The organism is Ruegeria sp. HKCCA4633 (assembly GCF_013034605.1).
Lineage (GTDB): Bacteria > Pseudomonadota > Alphaproteobacteria > Rhodobacterales > Rhodobacteraceae > Ruegeria.
This window is the reverse complement of the sequence record NZ_WQGJ01000010.1, coordinates 20,235-33,486: the sequence shown is the minus strand read 5'-3', so window position 1 is coordinate 33,486 and position 13,252 is coordinate 20,235. Positions and strand designations below refer to the sequence as shown.

The window sequence follows — 13,252 nt, the reverse complement described above, 5'->3', positions numbered from 1 at the left end:
CCCGCAGGAGTGTGAACATGGAAAAGTTTGACAAAGTCCACGGGGTGGCCGCCCCAATGCCGCTGATCAATATCGACACCGATATGATCATTCCGAAAGTGCACCTGAAAACTATCAAGCGGTCCGGCCTGGGCGTCGTTCTGTTTGACGAGATGCGCTATCACGATGACGGGCAGGAGAACGAGGAATTCGTCCTGAACAAACCCGCCTATCGCGAGGCCGAGATTCTGGTGGCTGGCGACAATTTCGGCTGCGGCTCATCGCGCGAGCACGCGCCTTGGGCGATCAAGGATTTCGGCATCAAGGTTGTGATCTCGACCAGCTTTGCCGACATCTTCTTCAACAACTGCTTCAAGAACGGTATCCTGCCCATCGTGGTCGAGGAAGAGCATCATGCAGTCCTGATGGAAGACGCGCACAAAGGCGAGAACGCCCGCATGACCGTTCATCTGGAAGATCAGCAGATCACAACCTCGGATGGTGTTGTCATCGAATTCGACATCGACCCACACCGCAAGCACTGCTTGCTGAACGGTTTGGACGATATCGGCCTGACAATGGAAAAAGACCACCACATCGACAAATTCGAAGATCACGCCGGTCAAGCCCGCCCTTGGGTCTGATTCTGGGGTCGAATCTGTGGATACTCAACCTAACGGGGTCGCCTAGGTGGCCCCGCTCTCATTCTTGGGGTTGATTTTCCAACAACCACAACATCTTGGTCTCAAATTGAGATACACGTCGAATTTGCGCCCAAAATGATGCAATCCCGCACCAGTTGCGCCATCATTTTGCCCGAAATCACGTGTTTTCTGCACCCTGTCTTGAGCGAAACGCCGCTTATCGTTCATCTTGGCGCTAACGAGGCATCCGTCGCAAAGACGAGATTGGACGGGCACAAGTTGGATACAAGTCGGCAAAGATCGGCTGGTCCGGTTTGAAAAAGGGTTCGGAATGTGATTGCACGCACAACAGGGGCGGCGATACGCGGAGTACTTGTGGCACTGATGGTGCTGACACCCGCGTTGTATCTGCCTGTATCATCGACGAACGGGACCGAAATACTGGTCTTCCTCGCGATCCTCGCGTTCATACTGACGTTCGCCGAGTATAACTCGGCCTTTCCCAGCTTTATAGAATTTCGCGATGCCCCACCGGTCAACCGCCTGCGTTTTGTTGGCCTTATGTCGATGGTCACGTTTTTGACGCTAATCTGCAAAAACGTTTATGCTCCAACAGAACTGACAACCTTTTCTTACGGCGTTGGTCTGGCCGTCGCCAACGTGGTGGACTTTCCCTATTCTCCGGTGCGCCTGATCGTGTTGATGCTGCCAGCGGATGCCAGCCAGTCGCTGATCGAACTGATTAGGGTTACAGCCAGCGTAGCCTACGTCGCGGCTTTGGTGACGATCGCCAGTTTTGCCTATGCCGTCAAAGTCCGGGGGTGGCCCACAGGAAACGGTGCCTTCAATGTATGGACCAATCTTCCTTTGTTTGACCCCACCAAGGGCGGAGATGTCGTTATTCGGTTGCAACGTGATGGCCGCCTGAACATCTGTATCGGTATTTTGCTACCGTTCCTCATACCGGCCGTCATAAAACTGATGAACAGTGTGATCGCTCCGATTTCGCTGAACAATCCACAGACACTGATCTGGATGATGAGCGCCTGGGCCTTCCTGCCCGCCAGCATGATCATGCGCGGTGTGGCCACCCTGCGTATCGCCGGGCTGATCGTGGAAAAACGGCGCGCCTATTCAACAAGCGAGACGACTCAGGCCGCATGATCCGCCTGCTTATCCTGCTTCTGCTGCCCATTGCGGCGCAGGCAGAAGTCGTGCGCATCGCCACCTACAACACCGAGCTGAGCCGAAAAGGCCCGGCGCTGTTGCTGCGGGACATAGACCGGGATGACGCCCAGGTTCTTGCAGCCATCGACGTGGTTTCAGCCGCCCGCCCCGACATTATCGCGCTTCAGGGTATCGACTGGGATCTGGAGGGAGCCGCAGTCAACGCTCTGTCTCAAAAGCTGCGCGCCGCTGGTCTGGACTATGGTTACTTTTATGCCGTTCAGCCCAATGCTGGCTTGGAAACACCGTTGGATCTGGATGGTGATGGACGCACACAAGGCCCCGGTGACGCGCAGGGCTGGGGCCGTTTCACCGGACAGGGCGGGCTGGCAATTCTGTCCCGCTATGAAATCGTCACCGAAGAGATTTTGAACTTTTCAGAGCTGCTCTGGCAAGATCTTCCGGGGGCAGCATTACCTTTCGTGGATGACCGCCCTTTTCCGTCTGAAGAAGCACACCAAATACAGCGCCTGTCCTCAACAGCGCATTGGGTGGTGCCCATTGAAACACCTTTGGGGCGGCTCAACCTGATGACCTTTCACGCAGCCCCACCGGTGTTCGATGGGCCCGAGGATCGCAACGGACTGCGCAATCGGGATGAGATTAGGTTTTGGTCTGTCCTGCTGAGCGGTGATCTGGGGCCGGTTCCAAATGGTCCCTTCGTCATTGCGGGTGATGCCAACCTCGATCCCGAGCGCGGGGAAGGTCACAAACGGGCCATTCGCACCCTTCTGACCGATCCTCGCCTTCAAGATCCGGTACCGACAGACCCATCAGGCTCGTCCGCAACAGTTGACTGGAAAGCGACGGGTGAAATGCGCGTCGATTACGTTTTACCGTCTCGCGATCTGCGTGTCTTGGATTCAGGTGTTCTATGGCCCAAAGATGGTGAACCTTTGTGGGACAATGCGCATCGTGCAAGCAGGCACCGGCTGGTCTGGGTCGACGTGGCGCTGCCATAGCTCTTTGCCCCGAGAATACGTTTAAAAAACCCCAATTTGAGTTTCATTGACGGAACCGCGTCTTTGAGTTTCACTGATCTGGAACCCTCATACCTGCCTGCGCGCAAGGTTTTGCGCCCACAGTTTCCCTCAGAGGTGATGGCGGTCGATTGAGTTCTGAAATCCATTTTGGAGGTATCTCGTGGCTAAGAATCCTGTACTGATCGACGACCATCCTGGACGCAACTCTCAGGCCTATGGAATTGCGCGCGAACTTGGCACGGACGAAGATCTGATCCACGCGCCTTCTGTTGGTGTTGTCGGCACAAAAGGCGATAGTCAGTGCTATCTTGGCGTGCAGCCCAAGGTCGAAGCAATACATGCAGCACTGCGAGACCAGATTGGCAAAGACGCAGGCAAAATCGCCATGCGTCTGGTTCAGCCTGAATACTCCATCGCAACATCTGACGGCATCCGCAATGGAACGCGCGAAATGCGCTATTCACTCATCGGGCGCGAAGTGACCAACGACGTGTTTTCCGAACATCTCTCAGCCTCCGGCCTGGGGGGCACAATTGCTGTGGTGGCATGTGACAAGCCACCGGTTGGTACGCTGGCTGCTTTGCTTGAACACAACCAGCCTGCGATCATGATGTCCGATGGGTCCATTCATCCCTCGAAAGACCCGGAAACCGGCGAAATGCTGGACATCATCGCCGCCTATCAAGTTGCCGGGAGCGAGGACGCAGCATACCGCAAACGCATCGCTTGCCTTGCCTGCCCCGGTATTGGATCGTGCGGTGGGATTTTCACCTACAATACGATGCAGACCTTTATTGGCGTTGTGGGCATGCAGCCATTGCATATGGTGGCACCGCCTTCGGACGACCCGCGCCGCATGGAAGAGTTTCCGTCGCAGTTGGTAGGCTACCTTGCCAAGTTGATTGAAGACGGCACGCGACCGCGCGACATCGTCGGGCGCGACTCACTGCGCAACGCGTTGACTGTTGCGATGGCGATCGGCGGCTCGACCAACGTGGTTCTGCACGTGCCCGAGATTGCCCGTGCCGCAGGTTACGCGAATTTCTGGAAAGACATCGTCACACCAGAAGAGTTCAATGAATGGTCTCAGAAAATTGTTCCGGTCCTGACAGACGCACGACCCTACGGCCGCTATTCGATGGTGGACATCGACAGGGTCGGTGGTGTGCAGGTGATCGTCAAGGAACTGATCGACGCTGGCATGGTCAATGGCGACGCGCCGACGTGCACTGGCGAAACTCTGGCGGAACAGGTCCAACGTCTGGGCGCTGCCGCGCCGGACGGTACGGTGATCTATCCTGTGTCAGCGCCCTTTAAAGAAACGGGCGGCCTGCGCCTTCTGGGCGGTAATCTGTCACCGGAATTCAGCGCCATTTTGAAGCTTGCAGGTGTCGAGCGCGGACTTGAGGACAACGTGTTCCGAGGTAAAGCGAGGGTGTTCGAGGGCGAAGCCCGCCTGCTTGAGATGCTCGACACCAACCCAATGGGATTTGAAGACAATGATATGATCATTGTTCGATACGAAGGGCCGTCAGGTGCACCAGGCATGCCCGAGATGTTGGACGCAACGGCACGGATCACGACCCTGTGCCGCGAACGGGGGATCACAGTTGCTCTGATGACCGACGCGCGTTTTTCGGGCGGATCGGTCGGGCTGGTTATTGGGCATGTCGGACCTGAGGCTGCTTTGGGTGGCCCGATTGCTTTGGTTGAGGACGGAGATGAGATTATTGCCGATTTGAATGTGAACGAGCTAAACGCGCCGGTTTTGGACGACCCAAATGTTGTTGCTGAACGCAAGGCACGCTGGGAGGCCGAGGTGGCTGGAAACGGCGGCGTACATCCAAATTGCGGTACAGCGGATACCCGCCTTTTGCACCGGATGCGGTCATCCGCCGTGCCCGCTGTGCGCGGCGGCGGTATGCACCCGGACCGTGAGCTGTGGGTCAACACGCCTCGTGAGCCTCAGCTATCAGGGTTTTTGCCAACAAACCGGTGGAGGTCGTGAAACCTCGGGCGACGCGATAGTTGGTCCCGAAGGGGCGTGGCGCACCCGTTGAAGGATCAGATCCAATAAACAGAAAAATTGTTCGCGGCGGCATCCGTCGCTCCGCCACAGCCAATTGGATTAGCAGCGCGAGGTCTGGCCTCTTATTGAACCGGGTAACCTTCACCGTCCAAAGTAAACGCAACGAAGGTCAGTTGTTGGCAGGTTTCAACAGACCGCCGCCGACGGACCGGATCGCAGGCGATGGGGCTACAAGTTGCGTTGGAATCGCAGAACATAGGGCAACATCCAAATCAGTCCGCGGCACCGCGCCTAGCAACTCGGTAAGGTATGTGCCGTCCAACTGATGGGGCACTTGCCAAAGATACCGCATCTCAAGCAAGTGCGCGGCCATACGCCAAAACGGTCGAGCCAATTTCAAGGGCCACAAGTGCATCGGCTTCACGGAAATGTCCTGCCCAGTGACCTTCGACAGAGCATGAGCAAATTGTGATCCGGTCAGGATGTAACCTTCGAATGGGACATCGCAAAACCGGGGCAACTCATGGCGCTTTTCGGCCAGCAGCACTGCAACGCGGGCCAGATCTGGTAGATAAGCCCACGCATGCGGGATGTCCGGGTTGCCGGGATAGACCAACCGCCCCTTAGCAAGATCTTTGATCATGACCTGATCAAACCAGTTGCCCGAGGCACATGTGTCAATGAAATCCCCGGCACGCAGAATAATGGTACGCGCGGTCGAGCGGCGATAGGCTTCCTCCATCTCTATTCTGACACGACCCAAAGGGTTGCGCGCCTTGTGCGGTGTTCCACCATACCAGGGACCCGGTGCTTCAGGTCCAAAGACATAGACGTTTCCCGGCACCAAAACCGTTGCCCCGGTCTCCTCCGCTACCTTAATCACCTGTTGGTGCAGGCCCGGTACAAGACCTGCCCAATCGGGGTAGGGTGGATTCCAGCCATTGACGATAACGTCCATTCCGCGCGCCTCTTGTTCCAGCGTGTCGCGCGTGCGGTCAAAGCTGTGCACGGTCCACCCGGCGTTGCGAAACGCCAGCGCAGCGTTGCGACCAAATCGGCCCGTGGCCCCCAGAATAAGTACGGATTGCGGCATGGTTCCCTCCTGTTGGGGCAGAGATTACCCTAAGGAAAGCAATAGGGAATTGCCCCAAATTGCAGATCATGTATTCATTTTTGAATGGACAAAGCCCTTACACATGCCGACTGGTCCCTGATCCAAAGCTTTCTTGCGGTGGCCGAAACCGGGTCTCTTTCTGCCGCAGCCCGACAGTTGGACCGCAGCCAGCCCACCTTGGGACGGCAGATTCAGACGCTGGAAGCCGAGCTGGAGGTTTCTCTTTTTGAACGACACGCAAGAGGGCTGAAGCTAAGCGATGTGGGCCATCAATTGCTGCCCATGGCCCAACAGATGCACACGGCCATGAACGCTTTTAGCATGACAGCAGCCGGTCAGTCGCAACAACTGGAAGGATCAGTGCGCATTACCGCGTCGGTCTTTGCATCGAACCACATCCTGCCGCCGATTTTGGCACATATCCGGCAACAGGAACCTGCGATTCAGTTGGAACTGGTTGCCACCGATGCCACCGAAAACCTGCTGTTCCGAGAAGCCGATATTGCCGTGCGCATGTACCGCCCCGAACAGATGGACATTCTGACCCGGCATTTGGGTGAGATCTCGTTATGTTTTTGCGCCGCTAAAAGCTATTTGGATCGCGCAGGTCGCCCGACCTCACCAGAAGAGGTGTTCCAACACGACCTTGTGGGATTTGACACGGATGACCGCATCATTGCTTCGATGCAGGAAAGGGGCTGGAACGTTGGGCGCGATGCCTTTGCCACACGATGCGACCACCAGACCGTGTATTGGGAACTGATCAGAGCAGGCTGCGGACTGGGATTCAGTCAGATTCAGGTGGCCGAGGCCGATCCGCTGATCGAAATTCTGGATATTGGGGTCGAGATCAAGAAAATGCCGGTGTGGCTGGCCGCGCCGCAAGCCATGCGCCAGACCCCGCGCATTCGCAGGGTCTGGGACCTTTTGGCCGAAGGGCTCAAGGCTAGTCTTTGACGGTCAAAGCGGCCCTGTATAAGTCCCGCGCGCAGGGTAATTGTTGCCAAGGGTAAACTTCAGACCACCCGCAATATCCGACATCGACGGGCGCCCAAATGGCGTGGTTTGCTGCCACGCGTAATAGAGCGTCTGATCGGGTGCGATATAGAAATGACCGGGCTCTGCAAAAAAATCGGGTTCTGCACTGCCTTCGCGCTTGGTTGAGATGTTCAGCCCCCAATCCTCGCGGGCGGCAGCCAGCGGCAGGCTGTGACCCACGCGCAGTCGTTTTGCCCCGGCTTTCTCGGCTGTTTCGGCGGCACGTTCGGCGGTATCGGTTGTGATCATGATGACCTCGACGCCCAGCGCCGCAAAATCGTCCAGCGCCGCCTCGACCTCGGTCATCTGCTTGATGCAGATCGGGCAATGAAGTCCGCGATATTGAATCACCAGAGTCCCGTTTTCGCCCTTGTCTGCCTCAAGATCGAAGCTGCCATGCGCCACGGTTTCGATTTTCAGCGCAGGAACCGGATTTCCAGGTGTCAGCATGTGTTTTCCTCGTGTTTTGACGGGTTCGTCTCATTGACCCGATGCACCGCAGACGCTAGGGCCTGTGCAACAAAACGCAAGGAGACCCTTCATGTCCAACCCCTCGCTCCTCATCCTGCCCGGAGACGGAATTGGCCCGGAAGTTATGGCCGAAGTGCGCAGAATCATCGATTGGTTCGGCACCAATCGCGGTCTTCAATTTGACGTGAGCGAGGATCTGGTAGGCGGTGCCGCCTATGACGCCCACGGCAAGCCGCTGTCTGATGAGACGATGGCCAAAGCGCAAGAGGTGGACGCGGTTCTGCTGGGTGCTGTTGGCGGCCCGAAATACGACGATCTGGATTTCAGCCTCAAGCCCGAGCGCGGTCTGCTGCGCCTGCGCAAGGAAATGGACCTGTATTCCAACCTGCGCCCGGCCCAGTGCTTTGACGCGCTGGCCGATTTCTCGTCGCTGAAAAAAGACATCGTTGCCGGTCTGGATATCATGATCGTGCGCGAGCTGACCTCGGGCGTCTATTTCGGCGAACCGCGCGGCATCTTCGAAGAAGGCAATGAACGCGTCGGCATCAACACCCAGCGTTACACCGAATCCGAGATTGAACGCGCCGCACGCTCGGCCTTTGAACTGGCGATGCGCCGGAACAAAAAGCTGTGCTCGATGGAAAAAGCCAACGTCATGGAATCCGGCATCCTGTGGCGTGAAGTCGTGAATCGTGTCGCCGCCGACTACCCCGAGGTTGAGCTGAGCCATATGTATGCCGACAACGGCGCCATGCAGTTGGTGCGCGCGCCGAAGCAGTTCGACGTGATCCTGACCGACAACCTGTTCGGTGACATCCTGTCCGACTGTGCCGCGATGCTGACGGGCTCTCTGGGCATGTTGCCTTCAGCTTCGCTGGGCGCGCCTATGGCCAATGGCCGCCCCAAGGCGATGTACGAACCGGTCCACGGCTCGGCCCCTGATATCGCGGGTCAGGGCAAAGCAAACCCGATCGCCTGTATCCTCAGCTTTGCCATGGCGCTGCGCTATAGCTTCGATCAGGGCGAAGAGGCAGACCGCCTTGAAGCCGCGATCGAGAAAGTTCTGGCTGAAGGCGTCCGCACCGGCGACCTGCTGGCGGATGAAGGCGTCACACCGGTGTCCACCACCGAAATGGGTGATGCGATCCTGGCAGCTTTGGATGCCAGCGTCTAAACCACGCAAGAAACGAACGACAAAAGGCGGTACCCAGTGCACCGCCTTTTTTGTTAGTTGCCGCCGAATATATTTCTCAGCAGGTTATTGATGTCTTCCGCAAAACCGCCCTGCCTACGACGGGGCTGTGGCTGCGCAACTTGCACCGGCGGTTCAGGTGCCATCATCGGCAGGGGCGTAGGCGTCATCCCTTCGGTGACGCGCAGCATGGTCTCTTTCCAGATTTCAGCAGGCAGCCCGCCCCCGGTTACGCCAGACAGCGGCGTGTTGTCGTCATACCCCATCCAGACGCCGGTCACATAATCAGCCGTAAAGCCGATGAACCACGCATCCCGCGCGGCCTGAGTTGTCCCGGTTTTGCCTGCCACCTGCCAACCCGGCAGCTTGGCGCGTCCGCCGGTGCCTTCGGACACCACACGCTCCATCATCCAGGTCAGTTGCTTGGCGGCCGAGTCGTTGATCACCCGTTCACCAATACCTGTCGTCGTGACCATGACGGGAGTTTCATCCCCCAGCAGCTTCAGCTCGGTTAAGCCATAAGGCTCCACTGCCGATCCACCGTTCAGGATTCCTGCGTAAGCTCCGGTCATCTCGATCAGCGTGCTTTCCGACGCGCCCAGCGCCAAGGCCGGACCCTGCGCCAGATCGCTGGCAATACCAAAGCCGCTTGCGACAGTGCGGACGTTTTCCAAACCCGAAATCTCCGCCACTTTCACAGCCGGAATGTTCAAAGAGTTCATCAACGCATCTGCCAACGTCACCTGCCCATAGAACTTGTTGGTGTAGTTTTTGGGGCACCATTGACCTGAACCGGGAATGTTCACGCAGTAAGGCTCATCCATCACCGTATCCAGCGGCGAATACCCAAGTTCCAGCGCGGTGGCGTAAACGAACGGCTTGAAGGACGACCCTGTCTGACGCAACGCCTGCGTCGCCCGGTTAAACGCACCAGACACCCTTGTCTTGCGCCCACCAACCATGCCGCGCACTGCACCGTCCGCAGACATCACGACAATCGCGGCCTGCGCCTCGGACCCTTCGCGCACCTTTTCCTGAAAGATGAACTTCAGCGCTTCTTCGGCAGAGGTTTGGATGCGCTGATCCAGAGTGGTACGGATCACCACATCCTCGGTGGTGTTGCGCGTAAAGAACTCGGGCCCACTTGCCATGACCCAATCCGCGAAATATCCGCCTGCGCGCGCAGCGGCAGCTTCTGAAAGCTCGGCCGGTCTGGTGCGTGCTTCGCTGGCTTGTGCCGCGGTCAAATAGCCCTGGTCCTCCATCAAACCAATCACAAGCCGTGCCCGCTCCTGAGAACGTTGCAGGTTATTCGTTGGCGCATACCGCGTGGGTGCCACCAGCAGACCGGCCAGCATCGCAGCCTCAGCTGGGGAAACTTCTGCGGCAGACTTTCCAAAGTATCGCTGGCTGGCCGCTTCAAACCCGCGCGCGCCTGCACCCAAGAAGGCCCGGTTCAGGTAGATCGTCAGAACCTCGTTCTTGGAGTATTTGACCTCCATCGCCATTGCATAAACGGCTTCCTTGGCCTTGCGCCAAAGCGAGCCCTGGCGGCAATCGGCCTCGTAAGTGGCTTCAGAGTCCCATTCAGACGGATCATACGGCTCTCCCAGACACAGCAGTTTGGCTGTCTGTTGGGTGATGGTTGACCCGCCATGGCCAGACAAAGGCCCGCGTCCTTCGCTCAGGTTGATGCGCACGGCACTTGCAACGCCGCGCGGGCTGACACCGAAATGACGGTAGAATCGCTTGTCCTCGGTCGCGATCACGGCGTTCTTCAGATGGGGCGACACCGTATCCGCCGTGATCACCCCGCCAAACTGATCCCCGCGCCAGGCAAAAACCTTGCCATCGCGATCCAACAAGGTCACTGACCCGCGCGCGCGCCCGTCCAGTAAGGCATCTACATTGGGCAGAGTTGTATACACGATGCCGACCGCCAATGCGATCAGGGCGGCGACAATTGCCCCCACGCGCCACGTCAAACCCCAGATCAACCTCCAGATCCAGCGGAAGAGTCGACGGAAAATACCGCCTCCGTTTCCGCCGGTGCGTTTGCGCTTTGTCTTGCGCGTGGTTTTGCGGGCGGTCGTCTTGCGTGCGGTCGATTTCTTGCCCGCCGGGCGCTTGGAGGCCGACGGTTTACGCCCTTTGGAGGGGTATCTTTTGTCCGCAACCAATCGCGGCTTTCGGCGCTTGGACTCAGTCATGCTCAAACTCTGCCCGTTATACTTTTGCGCCACCATACCCCGGAGACCCGTCTATGTAGAGGTCCGAATTTCCGTAATTTCCCCTCATCAATCTGCTCATTTTTTAGCCACTTCGTACTTTTTGTGCAAAAAATGTGCAACAATACGCCATTTTGGTATGCAATTACGACCCGTAACCGTTTCTTACGACGTTCTGTCACGCTCTTTTTCTGCAGGTGCAAACAAACCGGTCCCACCGGACAATCAGAGGGGAAAGACGTGAAACTGATCATTGCGACAATCAAGCCGTTCAAGCTGGAGGAGGTGCGCGAAGCACTGACCGAAGCTGGCGTGCGCGGCATGATGGTGACCGAAATCAAGGGCTTCGGCTCGCAGTCCGGTCACACCGAAATCTACCGTGGGGCCGAATATGCGGTGAACTTCGTGCCCAAGATCAAGCTCGAGATCGTGGTGCCCGCCACAATGGCCGACCAGATCGTCGAGACCATCACCAAAACCGCCAAAACCGGGAAAATCGGTGACGGCAAGATTTTCGTCCTCGATGTCGAGCAGGCTCTGCGCGTGCGAACCGGGGAAACCAACGAGGAAGCGCTGTAAGCGCGGCCACTCACACTCATTCGAGGAAGTAAAATGAACCTGATGAAATCTCTCATCCCTGCCGCTGCACTTGTCGTGCTGCCGCAGATGGGTCTGGCGCAAGAGGCCGCTGAAGGCGAGGCTGCGCTGCACACCCAGTATATCTTCACCACCTTGCTGTTCCTGATGGCGGGCTTTCTGGTTTTCTTCATGGCTGCAGGCTTTGCCATGCTGGAAGGCGGTCTGGTGCGGTCCAAGAACGTCGCCATGCAGATGATCAAGAACATTGCGCTCTTTTCCATTGCCGCGATCATGTACTGGCTGGTTGGCTTCAACACGATGTATCCGGGCGACTTCAATGGTTTCCTTGCCATTGGTGGTCCGACCGTGCTTGATCCAGTCGGCGTTGACCCTGCCGAGGCTGCTTTGGACTACGCCTCGATCGGGTCGGACTTCTTCTTCCAGTTGGTCTTTGTGGCGGCAACCGCGTCGATCGTGTCGGGTGCCGTAGCGGAGCGTATCAAGCTTTGGCCCTTCCTGATCTTCGTCGTCGTGCTGACCGGTATCCTGTACCCGATCTCGGGGTCTTGGAAATGGGGCGGCGGCTGGCTGGACGCCATGGGCTTTTCCGACTTCGCCGGTTCGACCGTTGTACACTCGGTCGGTGGCTGGGCCGCTCTGGCTGGCTGTCTGATCCTTGGCCCGCGGATTGGCAAGTACAAGGACGGCAAGGTTCACCCGATGCCCGGTTCAAATCTGGCGCTGGCGACCTTGGGTACCTTCATCCTGTGGCTGGGGTGGTTCGGTTTCAACGGCGGCTCGCAGCTGGCGATGGGCACCGTGGGTGACGTAACCGACGTATCGCGCATCTTCGCCAACACCAACATGGCCGCCGCATCCGGTGCTGTCGCAGCCCTGATCATGACACAGGTCCTGTACAAAAAGCCTGACCTGACCATGGTGCTGAACGGCGCGCTGGCCGGTCTGGTGTCAATCACCGCTGAACCTCTGGCCCCGACCCTGTTCGGCGCGCTTTGGATCGGTGCTGTGGGCGGTATCATCGTGGTCTTCGCGGTTCCGATGCTGGACAAGTTCAAGATCGACGATGTGGTCGGTGCCATCCCGGTCCACCTGTTCGCAGGCATCTGGGGCACCATCGCCGTCATCTTCTACGGTGAAGCCAGCCTGATAACCCAGTTGACCGGTGTAGTGGCCTACGGTGTCTTCACCTTCGTGGCCGCTTTGATCCTTTGGACGATCCTGAAAGCCACCCTTGGCATTCGCGTCAGCGAAGAAGACGAGATCAACGGCCTCGATATGGCAGAGCTGGGCATGGAAGCCTACCCCGAATTCTCGAAGGGCTAAATCCTGAGATATTAGAGCCTAAGCCGGGCGTTCGCGCCCGGCTTTTTTTATAAAACCGCCATCTGATCTTCGAGCAATTTTCCCCAAGTGAAAATTTCAAAGCTACGATATTGCGGCACATAAAAAGGGTCTTTTTCGATCAAACCGACGACATCCGCTCTGCTGTCGGCCTCAACAACCCAAAGCGCGCCGCAAAAGTCTTCATCTGTATCAGGCTTCAAGCCGCCGCCGATCAACAACTCGGGATGGGCCTTGGCATATGCGACATGCGCATCGCGAAGGTCGCGCCGTGCGCGAACTTGAAGCATGTCCTCTGTGTCTTTGAAGATAACAGCCCAGCGCATTCCTAACCTCGTATTCAGTACCTCTATGAGGTTAGGGGCGGTTGTTTGTTGGCGATAGGGCCAGTCGGACCGAATGCCAT

Annotated in this window: 12 protein-coding genes; 8 read left to right on the top strand and 4 right to left on the bottom strand. The window is 57.5% G+C overall.

Annotated elements, in window-relative coordinates:
- Positions 1–17 precede the first annotated feature (17 nt).
- The 4 genes from leuD to GOV85_RS18840 all read left to right on the top strand — a co-directional run bounded on the left by leuD (position 18) and on the right by GOV85_RS18840 (position 4,841).
- On the top strand, positions 18–623 hold the full coding sequence (gene leuD, locus GOV85_RS18855; protein ID WP_171181033.1) for a 3-isopropylmalate dehydratase small subunit: 606 nt from the start codon (positions 18–20) through the stop codon (positions 621–623).
- Positions 624–956: 333 nt separating this feature from the next.
- Positions 957–1,787 (top strand): hypothetical protein, encoded by an 831-nt coding sequence (locus tag GOV85_RS18850; RefSeq protein WP_171181031.1) that lies wholly within the window; start codon positions 957–959, stop codon positions 1,785–1,787.
- Positions 1,784–2,812, top strand: a complete 1,029-nt coding sequence (locus tag GOV85_RS18845; RefSeq protein ID WP_171181029.1) for an endonuclease/exonuclease/phosphatase family protein — start codon at positions 1,784–1,786, stop codon at positions 2,810–2,812. The genes GOV85_RS18850 and GOV85_RS18845 overlap by 4 nt, the downstream gene beginning before the upstream one ends.
- Before the next feature lie 181 nt (positions 2,813–2,993).
- Positions 2,994–4,841 (top strand): dihydroxy-acid dehydratase, encoded by a 1,848-nt coding sequence (locus GOV85_RS18840; RefSeq protein WP_348540127.1) that lies wholly within the window; start codon positions 2,994–2,996, stop codon positions 4,839–4,841.
- A gap of 190 nt (positions 4,842–5,031) precedes the next feature.
- On the opposite strand, the gene GOV85_RS18835 is transcribed toward GOV85_RS18840, so the two are convergent.
- Entirely contained in the window at positions 5,032–5,955 is a 924-nt protein-coding gene (locus tag GOV85_RS18835) for an epimerase (RefSeq protein WP_171181027.1), read from the bottom strand.
- Between the two features lie 84 nt (positions 5,956–6,039).
- On the opposite strand from GOV85_RS18835, the gene GOV85_RS18830 reads away from it, so the two are divergent.
- Positions 6,040–6,933 carry a LysR family transcriptional regulator gene (locus tag GOV85_RS18830; protein WP_171181025.1) on the top strand — a complete coding sequence of 298 codons (894 nt, stop codon included), beginning with the start codon at positions 6,040–6,042 and terminating at the stop codon, positions 6,931–6,933.
- Between the two features lie 3 nt (positions 6,934–6,936).
- Here GOV85_RS18830 and GOV85_RS18825 read toward each other — a convergent pair whose 3' ends face one another.
- The gene (locus GOV85_RS18825) at positions 6,937–7,464 is read right to left on the bottom strand and encodes a redoxin domain-containing protein (RefSeq protein WP_171181023.1); all 528 of its coding nucleotides are present in this window, start codon (positions 7,462–7,464) and stop codon (positions 6,937–6,939) included.
- 91 nt (positions 7,465–7,555) lie between these two features.
- Between GOV85_RS18825 and leuB the strand changes: the two genes are divergently transcribed.
- The gene (gene leuB / locus GOV85_RS18820; RefSeq protein WP_171181021.1) at positions 7,556–8,659 is read left to right on the top strand and encodes a 3-isopropylmalate dehydrogenase; all 1,104 of its coding nucleotides are present in this window, start codon (positions 7,556–7,558) and stop codon (positions 8,657–8,659) included.
- A 53-nt stretch (positions 8,660–8,712) separates the two neighbouring features.
- Here leuB and GOV85_RS18815 read toward each other — a convergent pair whose 3' ends face one another.
- Complete coding sequence (locus GOV85_RS18815) at positions 8,713–10,887, bottom strand: transglycosylase domain-containing protein (RefSeq protein ID WP_171181019.1); 2,175 nt, start codon at positions 10,885–10,887, stop codon at positions 8,713–8,715.
- Between the two features lie 258 nt (positions 10,888–11,145).
- Between GOV85_RS18815 and GOV85_RS18810 the strand changes: the two genes are divergently transcribed.
- Together GOV85_RS18810 and GOV85_RS18805 are read left to right on the top strand one after the other, a co-directional pair.
- Complete coding sequence (locus GOV85_RS18810) at positions 11,146–11,484, top strand: P-II family nitrogen regulator (RefSeq protein WP_058273036.1); 339 nt, start codon at positions 11,146–11,148, stop codon at positions 11,482–11,484.
- A 33-nt stretch (positions 11,485–11,517) separates the two neighbouring features.
- Positions 11,518–12,828, top strand: coding sequence for an ammonium transporter (locus GOV85_RS18805; RefSeq protein ID WP_171181017.1), 1,311 nt, complete (start codon positions 11,518–11,520; stop codon positions 12,826–12,828).
- A gap of 47 nt (positions 12,829–12,875) precedes the next feature.
- Here the strand turns inward: GOV85_RS18805 and GOV85_RS18800 are convergent, their stop codons facing one another.
- Entirely contained in the window at positions 12,876–13,172 is a 297-nt protein-coding gene (locus tag GOV85_RS18800; protein WP_171181015.1) for a YciI family protein, read from the bottom strand.
- Positions 13,173–13,252: the final 80 nt, after the last annotated feature.